Below are 20,419 nucleotides of genomic sequence, written 5' to 3'. Positions count from 1 at the left end.
ACGTTAGAATTTTAAATTAACACCAAATGTAAATCCAGCAGTTGCAGGAACACCTGCATAATCAATACCTACTGAACCAGATCCAATCACACCAGCACCCGCAGCGCTTGTCTCTGGATCCATCCCTGAGTAATTCGTAAGCAACCATAAGTTTGTCCCAGTTACATTAAAAGATGCAGCTTTGAAAACTTTTGATCTTTTTAAAACAGATGAAGGCAAACTATAAGTCAATGAAACTGAACGCAAACGCAACCAATTAACCTCTTCAACAAAAAAAGGTGTATTATTTGCATAAATATCTCTATAATACTTTTCTGTAGCAACAACTTCACGTGTTACTGTTTCATATTCTTTTGTTGTTGGATTTAAAGATTTTCCTGTGAATGTAATTGTCTGGCCTCTATTTTCTGTTTCTTTACTAAGACCATAAGTTGTCATTAAATACTCTGTCCCATTCAATACATCTCCTCCTTTACGGAAATCAAATAAAAACGAAAAATCCCAATTTTTGTAAGTGAAATTATTAGTTAATCCTCCAATAAAATCAGGTTCACGATTACCAATTGGTGTAGTGGTCAATGTGGATGTCAATGGGTTTCCCGTTTCCCAATCTAATAAAAGATTTCCATCTGTATCTTTCTGCCATGTTGAACCCGAAAGTCCCATAAAATTGCCATTACCAAATGAGGCAGCTTTCCCATTACCTACCTGCACATCTGTAACATATAAAATTGGCAACGATGCAGGAAGAGATTTAACAACACCTTTATTATGTGAAAAATTCAACATTAAGTCCCAACTGAAATGATCGCGTTTTATTGGAGTTGCATTCAACGAAATTTCAAAACCCTTATTTTCAATCTCACCTGTATTTACATAACTTAAAATATATCCTGTAGCATTTGAAACACGAGGTTGTAAGATTTGATCTTTTGAATTATTTTGATAGTATGTAAAATCCAACCCTAATCTATTTTTTAAGAATTTCAATTCCGTACCAAATTCCGTAGAGGTGGTTGTTTCTGGCTTTAGTTGATCATTTCCTCTTGTCCAAGCATTTCTATAGCCTCCACCTATTGTTAATGCAGGTCCAAACAAATAAGTATTCGTTTGATATGCTGGAGCATCTTTTCCTACTTGAGCATACGATGCTCGTAATTTTCCAAATGATAAAATATCATTTTTTTCCAATAACTCTGTGAAAATTAAACTTCCTGAAACAGAGGGGTAGAAAAAAGAACGATTTTGAATTGGCAAAGTTGATGACCAATCATTTCTTCCAGTAAAACTAAAGAAAGCCAAATTTTTATACCCAGCTCTAAATTCTCCATAAACACCTAATAATCGTTTATCTGTAATGACTTGATTTAAGTATTTATCTCCATTTTCAGCATTATTAATACTTTGAAAATTTGGAATAGAAAAATTTTCCGCACGTAACGAGTTTGCCTGTATGTGAGTATCCTCTGCAGAACTCCCTAACAATAAGTTTAAATCCCAGTCTTCAGCAAATACCTTATGGAAATTTAACATAAAATTTGAATTCAAATAAGAATATTGTCTTTTCCCTTCAGAAAGCATTCCATTCTGCCACGCTAATTTAACTGCAGATCCAGGAGAAATCAATGTACTAAAATCAGTTGTATAATTATCGATACCTAGACGATAGGTAGCATCTAACCAACTCGTAATTTTAGCAGAAGCATAGGCAGTACCTAAAAAACGATCTGTTTTATCATTTTGTGGATTCTTATTAATAGTCCAATATGGATTATCCGCATTATCTAACAATGGAATATTTGGCAATAGTAAATGCTGCGAACCATCAAGGTTTATCCAATCACGCATATTTGAATTTCTCGGCCAGGCAATTATAGATTCCATATAACCAGAACCTGATCCACCCCATAAACCAGAGCCAGTTAAAGTTTTACGAGTTGAAGAACGTGCAAAAGAAGCATTTGCACCAAAGGTGAAGACATCTGTTTTCTGCTCTGCGTTAAATCGAAAGGTAGTTCGGTCGAAATCTGTTGTTGGCACAACCCCGGTCTGCTTAATATTTGAGCCCGATAGATAGAAATTACCCTTTGCAGATCCACCAGAAACATTAAATGAATTATCATAGGTAGTTGCAGTTTGATAGAAATCCTCCATGTTATTATAGATTTTCTCTCCATCTTTAAAAGCATCACCCCAAGATAAGTTAGTTTCAGGAATAAATAAACCGTTGTAATATGATCCTTGCTTATATTTATCTTGTTGTTTTGGTAAACGATTGACCCAATTAGTTCCAATACGTGAATTAATACCAATAGATGTCGCACCCTCTTTCCCCTTCTTTGTTGTAATCACCACAGCGCCAGCCGCTGCTCTTAAACCATAAAGCGCTGCTGCAGCTGGACCTTTCAATACTGAAATAGACTCAATATCCTCAGGATTAATATCTAATGCACGGTTACCATTTGTCGTTGAAATATTTGTATTTCCATCAAATGCTGAATTATCACCTTGTCCAGTTGAATTATCCATTGGCATTCCATCAATCACAAAAAGTGGTTGGTTATCTCTTTCCAACGATGTTCCACCACGAATCACAATAGATGCCGAACCACCTGGTGAACCTCCAGAATTGGTTACATTTACACCTGCTATCTTTCCATTTAAAGAATTGATTACATTTGGATTTTTATTCTTCATCAACTCATCAGCTTTGATATCTTGAACAGCATATCCCAGAGCTTTTTTCTCCTTTTTTATCCCCATAGCTGTGACAACAACCTCACCCAAGGCTTCTTCACTTCCAGAAAGCGCAATATTGATGGTAGAACTAGAACCAATGATTTGCTGTGTTGACTTAGAACCAATAGCACTAAAGATGAGGACGTCTCCAGGTTCAGCTTTTATTGTAAAACTTCCATCTGGATTAGTTTGTGTACTGACTGCTTTACCTTTAATACTGACAGTCACATTCGACAGGGATGTTCCATCAGATGCATTGGTCACTTTGCCCGAAATAGTTTTCGTTTGCGCCCACAAGCTGGTAGATAACATCACTCCAGAACAGAATAAGAGTAATTTTTTATTCATAATAATAATTTAGTTAGTTGCAATTGTTAAATCGGGTGATTTTTCCCGACTGGTTTCTGACCATTACACTACAATAGTATAAAAAGGTTCCAAGCTTTGCAAGATTATGCGTAATTATTTTAATAATATGCCTTAAAACACAACCCTAAATCATCTCTTTGTAACACAATCGATTGAATCAAGCAAAAAATTAAAAAACAAAATGCAGAAATGCGCACAAATTGAACATAAAAAGAAAAATCATTACAACATGATCTTAACATCATAGCGTTCCCTGATATAATTTAACTGTTCCTCCGAATCAGATTCCAAATCAAGTATTGCGCGCTCCCTTTCTTTATCAATCTCAATTTTAATGATACTTTTATAAAACCGAAACACCTCTTTTTCATTCGACAATATCAAACGCGGAACACGAACAGAATGTCCATGCTCATCTTTTGCCACCATCGTAAAATAAGAAGAGTTGCAATGCTTTATTTCACCAGATTGAATATTCATGGATTCAACACGAATACCGACTTCCATAGAAGTATTGCCAACATAGTTTACCGAAGCTATAAGCGTAATCAATTCCCCTACTTCAATCGGTTTTAAAAAATTAACTTTTCCAACCGATGCTGTCACACAATAATGTCCAGAAAATTTTGAGGCTACTGCAAAAGCAATTTGATCCATCAAAGAAAGCACATATCCACCATGAATTTTACCTCCAAAATTGGCATTGGAGGGTAACATTAACTGAGACATCCGTATAACAGACTCACCAGCTTTTTTATAAATTTCTTCCATATAATTAAATATACTTTAGAAAAAAATCAATTCCTAATCGATCACGATCAAGCAATTACATCCATGACTTCCATTCATAGACGACATGATCGACCAAAATCATACTTTACAAAAAAAGGGTTATCCAAGTTGGATAACCCTTTTTTAATATTTTTTAGATTACTTAATCTTTTCAGCAATATATGGACTTTCATTACTCAATCTATCCACCGCTTTAACCGCAACATATTGCAGCTTTTTGCCATTCTTAGTTTTCGAAAGCTCTCGAGCTGTTATCGATGGATCTAGAATATCATAAGACCATTCTCCTCCATAATTGGTATAAAGAACCCAATGAAACACTTGGTCAATCTGCTTGTGTTGCCATTTTGCAAACATAAAATCTTTCTCTGAAGTCAACAACAAAGTTGGTTTCAACATCGGATTTGCATTCAGCCAAGGTGTCCTAGGAATCAACACCTTATTTTGGTATGGACCTTCAAAAATAGCTTTTGCCATACTAGGATTTTTGGTCAAACCTGCTAAACTCCAATGAACAATACCTTTGCTATCCGGAACAATGTTGCGCATTGCCGCAATTTGATTGACGATCTCAGTAGAATATTCTGCCGTACGTTTACCCACAGTATTAATGCCGGGCCACAAATGCCTGCGCATCGTGTTTTCACTCTCCCACCATTTTAGCAAAGTCGTAAAACTCTGTTTGGCCGGCTGAATAGGCCAATATAATTGTGGCGTATAGTAATCCACCCAACCTTTATTCAGCCATAATTTTGCATCCGCATACAATTGATCATATTGACTTGACCCCTGAATACCTGCTGGATAACCTGGCTTCCAAATTCCAAAAGGACTAATACCAAATTTCACAAAATTTTTCTCTGCTTTAATTTCCTTATAAATACGCTCTACAAATGTATTCACACTGTTTCTTCTCCAATCCGCACGTGTCAATGTACCACCACTTTTCTTATATTCATTCCAACTATCACTATCAGGAAAATCTTGACCACCGTTATATTCTGCGTAAGGATAGAAATAATCGTCAAAGTGTACCCCATCAATATTATAACGTTTTACAATATCCATCACAACACGTGAAGCATGATCTTGCGTTGATTGTTTCGATGGGTCAAACCAATACCATCCCTGTTTCAAGCGAACGACAGAATTACCCATCTTTTTAGCCATGGAAGATTCTGTTAGCTTACCTCCGGAAGTATGGTGCGCACGATATGGATTTAACCAAACATGTAACTCAATACCTCTTTTATGTGCCTCTTCAACCCAAAATTCTAAAGGATCATAATATGGAAAAGGAGCTTTTCCTTGTTCTCCTGTTAGGAAATAAGACCAAGGTTCCAAATCACTTTGATACAAAGCATCAGATGATGGACGAACTTGAAAAATAGCTGCATTAAAATTGTTATTCTTCAAAAAATCCAAGATTTGGATAGCCTCTTGCTTTTGTTCATCAGTAGACAAGAAATTCTTACTTGGCCAATTGATATTCGCTACAGTAGCGATCCATGCTGCACGAAATTCACGTTGCACTTCAGGAAGCTCAACTACAACCTCTTTTTTCTCTTCAGCCTTTTTCTCTTCAATATTATTTTTTACTTTCTCACGTAGAGGCTTATCTTTTGCATCCGGATGTTGCAATTTAACTTCAGTAGTACCCTTAACCTGCTCTTGTTTTCTATTCTTTTTGGAAGAACATGAAAATAAAAATAAAGCAACTGATAGTATTAATAAGTGATGTTTCATTCAAAAATGTTAATGTGTTATTTCAAAATAAGCTACAAATGTACGGATTATGATTTTGTATCGACAGAACTACTTCGATATTAACTTTCCTTTAACCAGCACTTCCTGAAGTTTATAATCCGCAGAGAAGATTAAAAGATTAGCAATACTACCCAGATTTAGATTACCAATATCTGTTCGCTTCAACAATCGAGCAGGATATGTAGTCGCCATACGGATTGCTTCATCCAATGGGATACCGACTTGCTGTACAGCATTTCTAACCGACTCAAATAAAGAGACAGCAGCACCTGATATCGTACCATCTGGCAGCGAATAGTAACCATCATTCAAGACATGCTGATAGATCCCTTTCGAACAAGCTGCTACAGCATCTGTAATTAAAAATAAACGTTCACCCATCTGTTTTTTTGCAATTTTAACAGCTTCAAAACTCACATGATGCCCATCTAAAATAATACTAGAGCATACTGTAGGATGATTAAAGATTGCCCCTACCATTCCTACCTCTCGATGGTGCAAAGCTGACATCGCATTGAATAAATGAGTTCCTGTAGGAATACCTAGATCGAATCCCTTCGTGCCTTCCTTATATGTAGCATCACTATGACCTGCGCTTAAAAAAAGTCCATAAGATTGTAAATATTCAAGCACGTCGTCATCTATACACTCTGGAGCAATGGTCATCATTTTCACGACAGAAGGATGATCGCCTAGCAGTTCTTTGATATTCTCTTTCGTAGGTTTTACAATCAATTCAGCAGGATGGGCACCACGCTTTTTACTATTCAGAAATGGTCCCTCCAGATGTAATCCCAATAATGCGTCATGCTTAAAATGACCAGCAACTTGAATAGCTTGTTGAAAAACATGAAATGTATTTGTTGCCAAAGTCATCATATAAGAAGTCGTTCCCTTACGAGCTAGTCCATCCGAAATTCGCTGCAAAGACGCTGCTGTCAATTCAGCGGAAAACAAGTCATCGCCATCGCCATATAATTGTAAATCAATTAAACCAGCACAAATATTCGCACCTTTGACGTCCAATTGCTCCCAATCAGTTGGAATTTCTTTTGGATCTACGATAGCTGTAATTATTCCATTTTCAACGAGTAGAGCTTTGTGTTCAATCAGATCATAATCTGAGAAGATTTTGCCACCAACTATAGCAAGTTTATTCATTATCTTTTATTTTTGATTGTTTAAAGATAATCATTGCGATTATCAATTTACAAGCGTAACTTAGTTCCATGTACTTTTTTAGAAAAAAAGACCCCAATCGCCCCACCAACGGCAATCTAAAAGCTATGCATATCATCAATGCCATAGCTATCATTGTTTTTATATTGGCGTTGATCTATAAAATATTCCTTGCATCCTAAATACCAACATATGTCTCAAAAAATTATTTTAAATACAGAAAAAGCACCCGCAGCAATCGGTCCATACAACCAAGCAATAAAAGCCGATAAAACATTATATGTATCTGGACAGATTCCTTTAGTTCCAGAAACGATGGAATTAATCACAACAGGAGTTGCAGATGAAGCTCATCAAGTTTTAAAAAATGTAGATGCTATTTTAAAAAACGCAGGTTATGGATTTGAAGATGTTGTTAAAGCATCCATTTTCTTAAGCAATATGGATGACTTCGCGACAGTCAATGAAGTATATGCACAATATTTCACCACTGTACAACCGGCACGTGAATGTGTTGCTGTTAAGACACTACCAAAAAATGTAAATGTAGAAATTTCCGTGATTGCTTGGAAAGATTAATGATAACCAAAGAACAAGATACTGAAGGCCGCGGAAAGTATTTCTTAGCGGCTTTTTTAGGTCCTTTAATTTGGGGATTTATGGCTGTCCCTATTCGCTTGTTAAAAAATTGGTCAGCAGAGGATATTCTGCATTACCGTATCATATTAGCCGTTTCACTTCTTTGGCTCTTCAACTTTATTTTCAGAAAAAGAGATCTTAAAAAAGACTATCGCAATTTTCAACTGCTTCCTAAGAATAAAAGAATTAAAATCGTTTATCTTACGCTTGCATCAGCTATTCTACTATTTGCAAATTGGTACACCTATATCTATTGCATCAACAGTATTAGCGTACAAGCGGGTGCGTTCGCTTATATTCTATGCCCATTGATTACTACTGCAGGCGGTTATTTCATTTTAAAAGAAAACTTAAATACCACTCAAAAACTATCTTTAACTGTTGCTATAGCCGGCGTATTCATGCTAGCAACGGGGTCTCTGACAGAAGTATTATGGTCCTTAACGATTGGTTCACTATATGCCTTCTATCTGGTCTTACAGCGTATCATACAAGGTTTTGACAAACTCAATATGCTAGCGATACAGCTAGCCATGTGTACGTTATTTATTATACCCCAAATGATAATGGATCAAAGTCCAATACCTCAAGAAGGCACATTCTGGAGCATTATATTAATCATAGCATTACTATTTACCATAATACCATTATTCTCAAGCATGTATGCGTTAAAGAAAATATCTTCTTCGACACTTGGCATCATGTTATACATCAACCCAATTATTGCATTTACACTGGCTGTTACCTATTTTCAAGAACAGGTAGATCCATATAAATACTGGGCATATAGTCTGATTTTCATTGCCATTATTATTTTTAATTTCGATAAATTAAAAATTCTCTTCAAAAGGAAAAATTATTTGTAGCATTTCATTTTCTAAATGCGTTTACATGGTTAATAATTGATTATTAACCATGTATACCTTATATCTGTGCTCAGAATTTGCCAAATTTTTAGGATTAGTACTTTAATACTGATACTCTGTCCAATTCTTATATTTTAAATCTATAACCTTTATGATCATGATCAAACAACTCAGCTATCTTACGCTATTTATTTTACTTGTTAGCGCATGTAAAAAAGATGAAACAACTTCACTGCAATGGAGTGAACTAGCCAAAGAAAAAAGAGAAGCCATTGAGCAGCTCATTGCTTCAGAAAAATGCGAGAACCTAAACGATTGGACCATTGAAAAAGCGGCAAATTATTGGTGTGGACACAGCTATTTCCCTGTGCACAAACGCATTAAAACACAATTTGAAAAACTTTGGAATGAATATCGTGAACTTGAATCTAAAGGAATAGATGCAGGAATCCGAGAAGGAATTATCTACGAACCCTGTGAAGAAGGCATTTGGCATGTTTCTGCACCTATTCAACTTATCTGTGAAAATGGAAAAGCCAAGCTATTATATATGAAAGATCTTAGTTTAGCCGATAGCAAAGCACAAATAACTCCTGTAAAAACTAAGATAGACAACTATCTGAATAACCTCACGTGCAACGGAAAAGATAATTGGACGACTACTATACTTTTAAGAGATTGTGGCTTTGATTATATCCCTTATTTAACGACAGCTAACCTCACTGAAATCAAAAAAGATATTGCACTTTACAATTCTTTAAAAAAGAATATCCTTGAAGCTGAAAAACCAAATTGCCCAGTGGGTGAATATATGTATCCGACAGGCGTAAAATGTGTCAATAATAAACCTGTCGTCGAACTCTCTAAGTAATTAACACAACCGTTATTTAATAAAAGGCAGCCATAGCATTCAGCTATGGCTGTCTTTTTATACTAAATTCTAATGATATAGAAAATATCAATTTCTGAAACCCGAAGACCTTTATGATACAAAATAACAGGTGTCTAAAAAATATGACAAAAATAAATCGACTGTAAAACAGATAGATAGATAGTATAAACAGGAATACTGTATCACATTTGTTATAAAATCCTTTCAAAATTTCAAGAACAATAGTACTTTAGATTCCCATTACGAGAAAAACCTGTCTCGCTAATAAATTATATTGATTTTATTTTACGTCTATTATATACGTGCCCTCCTATATTCAATATAAGACATCTACTAACCAATGAGCTAAATTGAATTAGCCATTGCTTATAAATCTATTCTTATGAAATGTGTAAAGACATAATTAGATCATAACACATATTACTAAATGAATAGTAAATTACAAACAACATTGAAGATCTTGGGTATTGTTCCAACAATGCTCTTTTCAGCATCTTTACTTCTTGCCCAAAACACGCAGGTGAAGGGTACTATTGTGGATGGCCAGTCTAATTCACCAATAGCGGGAGCTACTATTAAAGTTTTGGGAACATCTAAAGCCAGCTCATCAGATGCTAGCGGTGTTTTCCAAGTGAACGTTGACGATAAAAATCGTATTTTGAGCATCAGTGTTGTTGGGTATGAAACCAAAACCGTAACACTTGCTCCCAATGAGACTACTTTAACCATAAGTCTAGTGCCTCAGACACAACAACTCGAAAGTGTAGTTGTAACAGCACTTGGGATCAGCCGCGCTCAAAAATCGTTGACCTATTCGACCCAACAACTGAAAGGCGACGAATTGAATCGTGTGAAAAGCACCAATTTGGCCAATAACCTAAATGGTAAAGTAGCAGGTGTCAACATTGCTTCCAGTTCATCCGGACCAGGTGGATCTGCCAAAGTTGTATTAAGGGGAAACAAATCAGCTTCAGGAAATAACCAAGTTTTATATGTTGTTGATGGAGTACCGATCAATAATCAGACATTAGGATCACAACCTGACAATGTATTTGGAGGTCAACGCGATCCTGGAGATCCTATTGCCATGATCAATCCCGAAGATGTGGAGAATATTTCCGTACTAAAGGGAGCATCAGCTGCCGCTTTATATGGTAGTCAAGCAGCCAATGGTGTTATCTTAATCACGACCAAATCTGGAAAAGGTGGCCGCACCACAGTTAACTTCTCCTCCAGTGCACAGATCGAGCAAGCAACCTCGTTACCAGAATTTCAAAATCAATATGGGCAAGGATCCGGAGGCAATGCTAGCACGACAAGTGTAACCAGTTGGGGAGCAAAAAATGATCAAACGAACTTTGATAATGTTAACAAGTTCCTAAGAACGGGTAGCAATTTCACCAACTCATTGACATTATCTGGAGGAAACGAGAAAAATCAAACGTACTTCTCTTACGCCAACACTTTAGCAAAAGGAATTACGCCAAATAATGACATGACCCGTCACAACTTCAATCTAAAAGAAAGCGCCAAGTTTTTTGACGACAAACTAACGGTAGAAGGAAGTGCTAATTATATTACTCAAAAACTAGACAATGCACCGACATCTGGTTTTTACTATAATCCTTTAGTGGGACTTTATTTATTGCCTCGCAGTGTTGACATTTCTCCTTATAAAGAATTTGAGAAATTCAATCCAAGCCGCAATCTTTATGATCAAAACTGGTTTACGCTCTCAGATGACCCAACCACACAACAAAACCCTTGGTGGATCGTCAACAGAAATCAAAATAGTTCAAAAAGAAACCGTCTATTGTTAAACGGTAGTGCCAAATATCAAATCGCACCATGGATCAATGTTCAAGCACGTGGAAGTGTCGATCGTACCAGTGAAGTTTGGGATAGAAAATCATATGCAGGTACACAGTCTATTTTAGCCCGACCTAATGGAGGATATAGTTATACCAATACAACCATTACTCAGCAATATGGAGATTTGATCGCCAACATGAATTTCAATGTCAACGATAAATTTCAAATTGCAGGTGTAGTAGGTACCAGTATCACAGACTGGAAGACAGAAGGTGTCGATTACAACAGTGGTACAGCTGGTCTACAATATCCAAATCAGTTTATCATCCAAAATTCAACTACACCAACTCCAACAGGTCTATTGAACAACAGAAGACAATTACAATCGGTCTTTGCTAGTGCCAATTTATCCTACGATCAGTGGTTATATCTGGATCTAACAGCACGTAACGATTGGTCAAGTACCCTAGCTTTTACAGAATCAAATTCATTCTTCTACCCATCGGTAGGTCTAGGTGTCGTTTTAAATGACAAGTTAAATATGCCCGATTTTGTCAACATGGCCAAAATTAGAGGATCGTATGCTATCGTTGGAAATGATTTACCACCTTATACCACTTTATTGACCAATAACCTCAATGCATACGGGGTCATCAATCTTAATGATATCGCATTTCTCAAAGGTTTGAAGCCAGAAAAAACCCATTCATTGGAAATTGGTACTGAATGGCGTATGTGGAACAACCGCTTAAATGTAGATGTCACTTATTACAAAACAAATACGAAAAATCAGTTCTTCAAAATTGCGGCTAGTCAAGCATCATTGTATGATCAATATGCTATCAATGCTGGTGATATCCAAAATCAAGGAGTTGAAGCATTAGTATCATTAGATGCCATCAAAAATGACAACTTCACGTGGACAACAAGTTTAAACTTTACGTATAACAAAAACAAAATTATCAAGTTAGATGATCGCATTAAAGAATTTGCATTGACCGGAGATGGACGTAATAACTATGCTTCCAAATTTGAAGTTGGCGGTTCTTTCGGAGATATTTATGGACAAGATTTTGCGCGTGACGATCAAGGACGTATTCTAGTATCTGAAGATGGATCTCCACAAAAGAATTCAAACTATACTAAGTTAGGCAACTCAAATCCAATTTGGCAAATGGGATGGAACAATAGCTTCAATTATAAAAACTTCAATTTAAGTTTCTTGATCGACGGCAAATTTGACTACGAAGTCATGTCCATCACGCAAGCGCTTCTTGACGGTTACGGTGTTTCAAAAACAAGTGGCGATGCCCGTGCAAATGGCGGAGTTGCTATTAATGGCATCACAGCTTCAGGTACTACAGTGACCAATGTTGATGCCGAAAAATGGTATACCACTGTCGGTGGAATGGGACCTGTAAGTAGCCAATATATCTACGATGGAACAGTTGTTAGACTACGTGAATTGGTACTAGGATATGATTTTAATATCAATGACAGTTTCTTTAAAAAACTCCGCGTTTCAGCAGTAGGTAGAAATCTATTCTACTTGACTAAGAAAGCACCATTTGATCCAGAAGTAACCATGTCTACCGGTAATACCCTAAGCGGTGTAGATATCTTTATGATGCCACCAACCCGTAACTATGGTCTTACTTTGAATGCAACATTTTAAAAAAACAACGATGAAATACAATTTCAAAAATATAAGTAAGTTGATGTTAGCCTGTGTAGTACTAGGAAGTGCTATGAGCAGCTGTACAAAAAACTTTGAAGAATACAACAAAAACAACACCGGATTAACCGATGAAGATCTCGCTGCCGATGGGAAAGATCTGGTCTTATTCTTCAAAACAGCCCAAATGGCCATTTACAATTTCTCTGGAGGCGGTGATCCAAATTCATACCAACTTCAGCAAAATCTAAATGCAGATGTATTCTCCGGTTACTTTATGTCCCCTACTCCTTTCAATAGTGGTCAAAACAATCTGAATTATGCTATGGTGAATGGTTGGAATGGCGAACCGTTTAAAGTTCTTTATCTAGATGTGATCAAATCTATTGATAAATTACAAAAAAACGGATTGGATAAAACCTATCCAGCTCTTGGGGGAGCAGCAAAAGTAATTAAAGTTGCAGCGGCCAACCGTGTAACCGACATTTATGGCCCCATCCCTTACAGTAAAGTAGGCACATCAGGTGACGTTCCTTATGACAAACAATCCGATCTTTATAACGCCTTCTTTACAGAATTGGACGAAGCTACTACAGCCTTAAAAGCCTTTAGTGCAGAAAGTCCAATGACAGATAAAATCGAAGAAATTGATTTGGTCTACCCAAATATGGATAACCAATCCCGATTCAAAAATTGGTTAAAATTGGCCAATTCTCTTCGCTTAAGACTTGCAATTCGTATTGTAAAAGCAGATCCACAATTAGCAAAAATACAAGCCGAAAAAGCGTTGGACCCTGCAAATGGTGGAGTTATCGAAGCAAATAGTGAAAACTTTAAAATTAAAGTTCCTACAGATGGTACATTTAGCAATCCACTTTGGTTTATTTCAAAAAACTGGGCAGATACACGTATGAATGCTTCCTTACAATCTTACATGACGGGTTACAAAGATCCTCGTATTTCCAAATATATGGAGCCCGTAGCGGTTGATAAACTAACAACAGGATTTGCTGGAAAATACATTGGTATCCGCACAGGTGCCGCAGCTATTGAAAAAGATAAATACCAAGTATTATCTGCTTTAAATACAAATGGGAGTACACCCTCATTTACTGCAACCACTGCACCCATTTTAATGACTGCAGCAGAAGTGTATTTCTTACGTAGCGAAGCAGCCCTAAGAGGTTGGGCAAATGTTGGTGGAACAGCAAAATCTCTTTATGAAAAAGGTGTTGAAACCTCTTTTGCACAGTGGGGTGTAAGTGGTCTAGCCACATATTTACAAGACAATACCAGTAAAGCTGATGCCTACGTTGATCCATTTAACGCCAGCAATAATGCAGACTCACCGACAAGCTTAACCATACAATGGAATGATGCAGCCACTAATGAAGAAAAACTGGAACGCATCATTACCCAAAAGTGGTTGGCTATCTTTCCTGAAGGACAAGAAGCATGGAGTGAATTCCGGAGAACTGGATATCCAAAACTATTCCCTGTTGCGGTTAACAATAGTGCTGGTCTGATCGACACTAAGATTCAGATTCGTCGTTTACCATTCCCGCAAAATGAGTATAACACCAATGCGACTGAAGTACAAAATGCCATTTCATTACTTGGCGGTGCCGATCATGGCGGCACACGTCTCTGGTGGGATGTCAATAAAGGAAATTTTTAATCGAAATTAATATACTATAACAAGAGCGGGGGTGGATCATAAATCATGATCACCCCCATTTTTTATTATTTTAGACCTATACATTTACTTTTATTTCTTCAAGTCAATGACCTAGTTTCATTTATGATCCATCACGGTTAACCATTCCAATTTTAAAAAGCGTATTTTATCAGCCAATTATCAATCAAAACCTCAACATGATGTCGTTAAATCAAGACAAATGACCAAACAATAACAGTACTTTGCTAAAATTTTAAGTAAATTCCTTAAATTAGCGAATTAGAAGAATGGCTGATTTATCTTTAATAACCCCCATAGAATATCTGAAAGGCGTAGGCCCTCAGAAAGCTGATGTAATTAAGAAAGAATTGCAGATTTTCACTATTGGTGATCTGCTCAGCTACTATCCTTTTCGCTACATTGACCGTACTGTCTTTCATAAAATAAGACAGCTTGATGCCGATATGTACTCTGCTCAGGTATTAGGAAGGCTTATTGGGCTTAAAGAAATTGGAGAGAAAAAAGCCAAAAGATTAGTTGGACAATTCAAAGATGAAACCGGAAGCATCGAGTTAGTGTGGTTTCAGTCCATTACCTGGCTCCAGAAATCGTTAAAAGTAGGTGCGGTATATGTGATGTATGGAAAACCATCCGTCTTTAACGGACAAATATCCATTACACATCCCGAAATGGAGCCATATCAAGCCCAAGCAAAAAACTTAGGGAACATGACGCTACAGCCGGTCTACTCTTCCACTGAAAAACTTAAAAAATTCAATTTAGACAGTAAAGGAATTCAAAAACTACAGCAAACAGCATTAGAAACTGTATTTCGTCAACTTCCCGAGCAAATGCCGGCATATCTATTGGAAAAACATCAATTGATGGATCAAGCCCGGGCAACCGTTGCTATTCATTTTCCACAGAGCCAGGAAGAACTGACTCAAGCAATCAAGCGGATCAAATTTGATGAATTATTCTATATTCAACTCAAATTACTAAAAAACAAACAGCTCAACACTAAAAAATTCAGAGGGCAGATTTTCTCTAAAGTAGGTGACAAGTTTAATACTTTTTTCAAAGAACGTATCCCATTTCCATTAACAAATGCACAAAAACGTGTCGTTAAAGAAATCCGACAAGATACCGTGACTGGAGCGCAAATGAACCGTTTAGTACAGGGAGATGTAGGATCCGGAAAAACGGTGGTTGCACTCTTGACCATGCTCTTAGCTATCGACAACGGTTTTCAAGCCTGCATGATGGCACCAACGGAGATATTAGCGACACAACACTTTACCGGATTGAAAGAATTACTCGGTGAGGACATCTGCAACATCAAATTATTGACTGGCTCAACCACAACCAAACAACGTCGTGTTATCCATGAAGAATTAGAAAATGGAACTTTAGATATTCTCATCGGAACCCACGCCTTAATCGAAGATAAAGTACAATTCAAGAATCTGGGTTTTGTCGTCATCGATGAACAACATCGCTTTGGCGTAGAACAGCGGGCTAAATTGTGGCGTAAAAATAGTATCCCACCACATATGCTCGTGATGACTGCAACACCAATACCCCGCACGCTGGCCATGACCATGTATGGCGATTTGGATATTTCTGTTATAGACGAACTTCCGGCAGGAAGAAAACCCATCAAGACCGTACATTTTTTCGAAAGCTCCCGACTACGCATGTTTGGCCTCATGCGTGAAGAGATCGCAAAAGGCCGACAAGTTTATGTTGTATTTCCACTGATCAAAGAAAGTGAAAAACTAGATCTATTATACTTAGAGGCAGGATTGGAAAATATACAACGTGAATTTCCACTTCCTGATTATAAAATTAGTATTGTACATGGCAAAATGCCAGTCAAGGACAAAGATTTTGAAATGCAACGTTTTGTAAAACATGAAACCCAGATCATGGTTGCAACCACCGTTATCGAAGTCGGGGTCAATGTGCCCAATGCATCCGTTATGGTGATTGAAAATTCGGAACGTTTTGGTCTCTCACAACTCCACCAATTAAGAGGACGTGTAGGTCGGGGAGCAGAGCAGTCCTTTTGCATACTGATGTCAGGAAATAAGCTTAGTAAAGAAGGAAGATTAAGGTTGAATACCATGGTACGTACCAATGATGGATTTGAAATTGCAGAAGTAGATCTAGAACTTCGGGGCCCAGGCGATATCTCCGGCACGCAACAATCAGGTGTATTAGAATTAAAGTTAGCAAACCTCGCTACCGACCAACAACTGTTATCCGAAGCACGAAACTCAGTCATAGACATCTTCAAAGAAGATCCTGAAATGATAGAAGAACGTCATACATTACTCAGACAGTACCTCGCAAGAAAAACGGACGGTATCACTTGGGATAAGATTTCATAAACATTCGCGCAGGTACTATTTCTTTCTAAAACAGCTCATAAGCTCTATTAATAAAATGAAGGGATAAGCTTTCCAAATAAAACAATTAAACTAAAAACGATTATCTTTGTATTATTATTAGGACTTCGTGATATGAAAACTGATCCTTTCATCCTCTATTTGTCAAGCCTTGAGGCTAACATTTCAACAAGTTTAATATACAATACAAAACTATAACAGAAAATAATGGCAAAAATCAAAATATACGATACCGCAGTAAAACCAGAAACCGCAATTCTCGTGAGCGTTATTCCCCAGGGAGTAGCTGAAACAAAGGCTCAAGAATACCTTGAGGAACTTGAATTTTTAGTGCAAACAGCAGGTGGCGTCACAAAAGGCATTTTTACACAAAAACTGGCCTATCCAGACCGAGCAACATTTGTGGGCAGTGGAAAATTGGAAGAAATCCAAGCTTTTGTCATCGCCGAAGAAATTGACATGGTCGTGTTTGATGATGAATTGACACCTTCACAACTTCGAAATATCGAGCGTGAGCTCAAAGTCAAAATATTAGATCGTTCCAACCTCATCTTGGATATCTTTGCCAGCCACGCAAAAAGTGCGCAAGCAAAGACACAAGTAGAATTGGCGCAATTGCAATATCTTTTACCAAGGTTAACGCGTATGTGGACCCACTTAGAGCGTCAACGTGGTGGTATCGGTATGCGCGGTCCCGGTGAAAGTCAGATTGAAACGGATAGAAGGATTATCCTTAACAAAATCAGTGTTTTCAAAGATCGATTAGAAACCATTGACAAACAAAATGAAACCCAACGTAAGAATCGTGGCGACATGATCCGTGTTGCATTAGTGGGTTATACCAACGTTGGGAAATCTACCATCATGAATATGATTTCAAAATCAGATGTATTGATTGAAAATAAGTTATTTGCTACTTTAGATACAACAGTGCGTAAAGTCGTTATCGACAATTTACCGTTCCTATTATCGGATACAGTTGGATTCATTCGCAAACTACCGCATCATTTGGTAGAATGTTTCAAATCCACTTTAGATGAAGTTCGCGAAGCAGATGTTTTGATCCATGTAGTGGATATTTCGCATCCCAATTTTGAGGATCATATCCAAGCAGTAAATGAAACATTAAAGGATATAGGCGCATTAGATAAGCCCGTTATTACCGTCTTTAACAAAATAGATGCATTTGTTCCCACAGTTGAAGAAGGGGAAGACGGCGAACGTACTGTTACATTAGAAGATTTTGAGAACAGTTGGATGGCAAAAAATGCTGATCCTGCTATTTTTATTTCCGCAACAAACAAAACACATTTGGAAGAGTTCAAACAGAAGCTTTACGAAATCATTGTAGATATGCACAATGCGCGCTATCCTTACAATAATCTGCTTTACTAATTCAAATTTTTAGATCTAAAATACGCTTGGATAACATCGCATTGAAGACAGTAACCAAATGTATTTTAATTCTTTACAAAAGTATAAATGGCATAAAGCCATATCAATATGCAAAATAAGAAAGTAACATTTATCGACTGGGGCTTAGTAGACTATCAAGAAGCTTGGGATAGACAAGAAGAGATTTTTAAGAAGACCTTAGCAATAAAGCATGATAATCGTGTTAACAACACCGAATTGTCAACGGAAAACTTTTTAATTTTTAACGAGCATCCCCATGTTTACACCTTAGGGAAATCGGGTAAACCAGAACATTTATTACTCGATGAAAAAGCATTAGAAGAAAAAGAAGCTCGCTATTACAAAATTAATCGCGGAGGAGATATTACCTATCATGGTCCTGGACAGATTGTGGGATATCCCATACTCGACTTAGATAATTTCTTTACAGATATCCATTTATATCTGCGTACATTAGAAGAAGCTATTATCCTGACTTTGCAAGACTACGGTATTCAAGCAGGAAGATATCCGAGTTTCACAGGTGTATGGATAGATGCTGATAACGAAAAAGCACGTAAAATATGTGCAATGGGTGTCAGAGCAAGCCGATGGGTCACTATGCATGGATTTGCATTTAATGTAAATGCAGATTTAAGCTATTTTGGAAATATCGTACCTTGTGGTATTGATGACAAAGATGTCACTTCTATGGAAAGAGAGTTGGGCTATAAACCCAATATAAATGAAGTAAAAGACAAATTAAAAAGACATATTGCCAATCTATTCGCTATGGAACTGGTTTAAAAAAGAAAGGACTTACAAACTGTAGGTCCTTTCTTTTCAATATTTACCTAACCTTTCTGACGATCCAACATGTTCACCATCTAACCTTCCTAACAATAAAACATACATGCATAACAGACAGCTTTTCCATTTTCAAAAGTAATGATAAAGAGGCCGGCGTCGCCATTTGGGATATGATAGACATGCGGAGTATCTATCCACGTGACGGTCAATAAGTGTCCAAATTTTTTCACAAATTCCTTTTCATCATAATTACCATCCACACGTTCCTGACCAATCCGTAATACAACCCCCTCCACAAAGGAAGTTTGATAGACAGACCCAACTAACTTACCCTTGCTATTTTCTTCAAATGCTACAATAGAAGATGGAGATTGATAATAATATTTCGGTTCCCATCCACATTCGGGCATATTAGGAATCTCTTCCACCCTTTTCATCTCCAATTGTTTCATCTGATTATCCGTTATCTTTCCATCATAAAGAAGCGTTCCCTTCCAATCATAGTGTATACGAAGAGCCTCCACTTGACTCATGATAGCATCGAATGTTGGTCTACTCTGAAACCTTTCCGCGACAAGCAATTCAAAATCTATATCTATTTTTGGATCTTTAACACCAGCATTTTCAAATGATTGTTTCCAAAAAGTAAGAGCCTCTTTCAATTTTCTATCATCAGTCCAAGCGATTTCGCGCAGCCTTCCTGCCCATACCATTTCTTGCTTTTGGTCTTTACCTCTTACCTGAAGATAATTCTTCAACACGTTATCGTAAGTTAATTCAGCACCTAAAAATTTAGCCTGAATGAATTCAGGTTTTTCATGAAAATGATCTCCAACATATACCCAACCGTCCGAATAAAGCGGAATGTAATCCACACAAATCAATTCGTTCAACTTAGCTCGTCTAACAGCTGTACTGGTCACATTTGGAGCTTTTCGTACTCTTAATTCCGATACCTGAACAAAAAAATGAGGACACTGACTTCCTTGACTACCTCGGTAAAAGTATTGAGCAGGTTCACCCTCCGATCTCTTGCCAGACATCGCCTTCTGAAGTGGTTGCTTCTTGATAAAACCAATATCTCCATTACTCACTTGCACCTTATACTGTGTCAGGTTAGAATCCAAAACGTAAATCGGCGCTTCCGTAGAAAAAATACCCAATAAATCTCTTTTGTTATTTTCAGCACGATAAAGATGCCCCCATTCTGATGTATAGACAGGACGATCACCAGCCGATTGAGCAACAGTATCCAGAGTAATAAAACAAAGTAACATCGTAAACAAAAGATATAGTCTTTGCAACATAAACGCGATATTATTAAATATTAAAAGATTTAAAGAAGGATAATATTTTATAAAACAAAATACCTCCATTAAACAAAAATAAACCAAA

At 37.0% G+C, this 20,419-nt stretch carries 14 protein-coding genes; 9 read left to right on the top strand and 5 right to left on the bottom strand.

Annotation, left to right across the window (positions count from 1 at the left end):
• Window positions 1-3: 3 nt before the first annotated feature.
• The 4 genes from C8N37_RS06465 to nagA all read right to left on the bottom strand — a co-directional run bounded on the left by C8N37_RS06465 (window position 4) and on the right by nagA (window position 6,828).
• Window positions 4-3,087 (bottom strand): SusC/RagA family TonB-linked outer membrane protein, encoded by a 3,084-nt coding sequence (locus C8N37_RS06465; protein ID WP_108158144.1) that lies wholly within the window; start codon window positions 3,085-3,087, stop codon window positions 4-6.
• Between the two features lie 243 nt (window positions 3,088-3,330).
• Window positions 3,331-3,879: an acyl-CoA thioesterase gene (locus tag C8N37_RS06460; RefSeq protein ID WP_108158143.1), complete on the bottom strand. Its 549-nt coding sequence runs from the start codon at window positions 3,877-3,879 to the stop codon at window positions 3,331-3,333.
• A gap of 159 nt (window positions 3,880-4,038) precedes the next feature.
• Window positions 4,039-5,646 (bottom strand): glycoside hydrolase family 10 protein, encoded by a 1,608-nt coding sequence (locus C8N37_RS06455; RefSeq protein WP_108158142.1) that lies wholly within the window; start codon window positions 5,644-5,646, stop codon window positions 4,039-4,041.
• Window positions 5,647-5,715: 69 nt separating this feature from the next.
• On the bottom strand, window positions 5,716-6,828 hold the full coding sequence (gene nagA / locus C8N37_RS06450; RefSeq protein WP_108158141.1) for an N-acetylglucosamine-6-phosphate deacetylase: 1,113 nt from the start codon (window positions 6,826-6,828) through the stop codon (window positions 5,716-5,718).
• A 68-nt stretch (window positions 6,829-6,896) separates the two neighbouring features.
• On the opposite strand from nagA, the gene C8N37_RS23215 reads away from it, so the two are divergent.
• The 9 genes from C8N37_RS23215 to lipB all read left to right on the top strand — a co-directional run bounded on the left by C8N37_RS23215 (window position 6,897) and on the right by lipB (window position 19,021).
• Window positions 6,897-7,028 carry a DUF6728 family protein gene (locus C8N37_RS23215; RefSeq protein WP_307724928.1) on the top strand — a complete coding sequence of 44 codons (132 nt, stop codon included), beginning with the start codon at window positions 6,897-6,899 and terminating at the stop codon, window positions 7,026-7,028.
• A gap of 10 nt (window positions 7,029-7,038) precedes the next feature.
• Window positions 7,039-7,425 carry a RidA family protein gene (locus C8N37_RS06445; protein WP_045753091.1) on the top strand — a complete coding sequence of 129 codons (387 nt, stop codon included), beginning with the start codon at window positions 7,039-7,041 and terminating at the stop codon, window positions 7,423-7,425.
• Window positions 7,425-8,351 carry an EamA family transporter gene (locus C8N37_RS06440; protein ID WP_108158140.1) on the top strand — a complete coding sequence of 309 codons (927 nt, stop codon included), beginning with the start codon at window positions 7,425-7,427 and terminating at the stop codon, window positions 8,349-8,351. Before C8N37_RS06445 ends, C8N37_RS06440 begins: the two co-directional genes overlap by 1 nt.
• Before the next feature lie 157 nt (window positions 8,352-8,508).
• A complete protein-coding gene (locus tag C8N37_RS06435) occupies window positions 8,509-9,222 on the top strand; it encodes a hypothetical protein (RefSeq protein ID WP_146171031.1) in 714 nt (237 codons plus the stop codon).
• 448 nt (window positions 9,223-9,670) lie between these two features.
• A complete protein-coding gene (locus C8N37_RS06430; protein WP_108158138.1) occupies window positions 9,671-12,730 on the top strand; it encodes a SusC/RagA family TonB-linked outer membrane protein in 3,060 nt (1,019 codons plus the stop codon).
• Window positions 12,731-12,740: 10 nt separating this feature from the next.
• Window positions 12,741-14,408, top strand: a complete 1,668-nt coding sequence (locus tag C8N37_RS06425) for a SusD/RagB family nutrient-binding outer membrane lipoprotein (RefSeq protein ID WP_108158423.1) — start codon at window positions 12,741-12,743, stop codon at window positions 14,406-14,408.
• 287 nt (window positions 14,409-14,695) lie between these two features.
• Complete coding sequence (gene recG, locus C8N37_RS06420; RefSeq protein ID WP_108158137.1) at window positions 14,696-16,801, top strand: ATP-dependent DNA helicase RecG; 2,106 nt, start codon at window positions 14,696-14,698, stop codon at window positions 16,799-16,801.
• A gap of 225 nt (window positions 16,802-17,026) precedes the next feature.
• Complete coding sequence (hflX, locus tag C8N37_RS06415; RefSeq protein WP_108158136.1) at window positions 17,027-18,214, top strand: GTPase HflX; 1,188 nt, start codon at window positions 17,027-17,029, stop codon at window positions 18,212-18,214.
• Between the two features lie 108 nt (window positions 18,215-18,322).
• The gene (gene lipB / locus C8N37_RS06410) at window positions 18,323-19,021 is read left to right on the top strand and encodes a lipoyl(octanoyl) transferase LipB (protein ID WP_108158135.1); all 699 of its coding nucleotides are present in this window, start codon (window positions 18,323-18,325) and stop codon (window positions 19,019-19,021) included.
• A gap of 89 nt (window positions 19,022-19,110) precedes the next feature.
• On the opposite strand, the gene C8N37_RS06405 is transcribed toward lipB, so the two are convergent.
• Entirely contained in the window at window positions 19,111-20,331 is a 1,221-nt protein-coding gene (locus C8N37_RS06405) for a hypothetical protein (RefSeq protein WP_146171030.1), read from the bottom strand.
• Window positions 20,332-20,419: the final 88 nt, after the last annotated feature.

The organism is Sphingobacterium faecium, from assembly GCF_003054045.1.
In the GTDB taxonomy this organism is placed as follows: domain Bacteria; phylum Bacteroidota; class Bacteroidia; order Sphingobacteriales; family Sphingobacteriaceae; genus Sphingobacterium; species Sphingobacterium faecium.
This window is presented reverse-complemented; position numbering and strand designations above follow the sequence as displayed.

Bases quoted from the DNA above. Each gene is read 5' to 3' on its own strand.
- C8N37_RS06405 (WP_146171030.1), bottom strand. From the start codon at position 20,331: ATGTTGCAAAGACTATATCTTTTGTTTACGATGTTACTTTGTTTTATT.
- C8N37_RS06455 (WP_108158142.1), bottom strand. From the start codon at position 5,646: ATGAAACATCACTTATTAATACTATCAGTTGCTTTATTTTTATTTTCA.
- nagA (WP_108158141.1), bottom strand. From the start codon at position 6,828: ATGAATAAACTTGCTATAGTTGGTGGCAAAATCTTCTCAGATTATGAT.
- C8N37_RS06440 (WP_108158140.1), top strand. From the start codon at position 7,425: ATGATAACCAAAGAACAAGATACTGAAGGCCGCGGAAAGTATTTCTTA.
- C8N37_RS06425 (WP_108158423.1), top strand. From the start codon at position 12,741: ATGAAATACAATTTCAAAAATATAAGTAAGTTGATGTTAGCCTGTGTA.
- C8N37_RS06445 (WP_045753091.1), top strand. From the start codon at position 7,039: ATGTCTCAAAAAATTATTTTAAATACAGAAAAAGCACCCGCAGCAATC.
- C8N37_RS06435 (WP_146171031.1), top strand. From the start codon at position 8,509: ATGATCAAACAACTCAGCTATCTTACGCTATTTATTTTACTTGTTAGC.
- C8N37_RS06460 (WP_108158143.1), bottom strand. From the start codon at position 3,879: ATGGAAGAAATTTATAAAAAAGCTGGTGAGTCTGTTATACGGATGTCT.
- C8N37_RS23215 (WP_307724928.1), top strand. From the start codon at position 6,897: ATGTACTTTTTTAGAAAAAAAGACCCCAATCGCCCCACCAACGGCAAT.
- lipB (WP_108158135.1), top strand. From the start codon at position 18,323: ATGCAAAATAAGAAAGTAACATTTATCGACTGGGGCTTAGTAGACTAT.
- C8N37_RS06465 (WP_108158144.1), bottom strand. From the start codon at position 3,087: ATGAATAAAAAATTACTCTTATTCTGTTCTGGAGTGATGTTATCTACC.
- recG (WP_108158137.1), top strand. From the start codon at position 14,696: ATGGCTGATTTATCTTTAATAACCCCCATAGAATATCTGAAAGGCGTA.
- C8N37_RS06430 (WP_108158138.1), top strand. From the start codon at position 9,671: ATGAATAGTAAATTACAAACAACATTGAAGATCTTGGGTATTGTTCCA.
- hflX (WP_108158136.1), top strand. From the start codon at position 17,027: ATGGCAAAAATCAAAATATACGATACCGCAGTAAAACCAGAAACCGCA.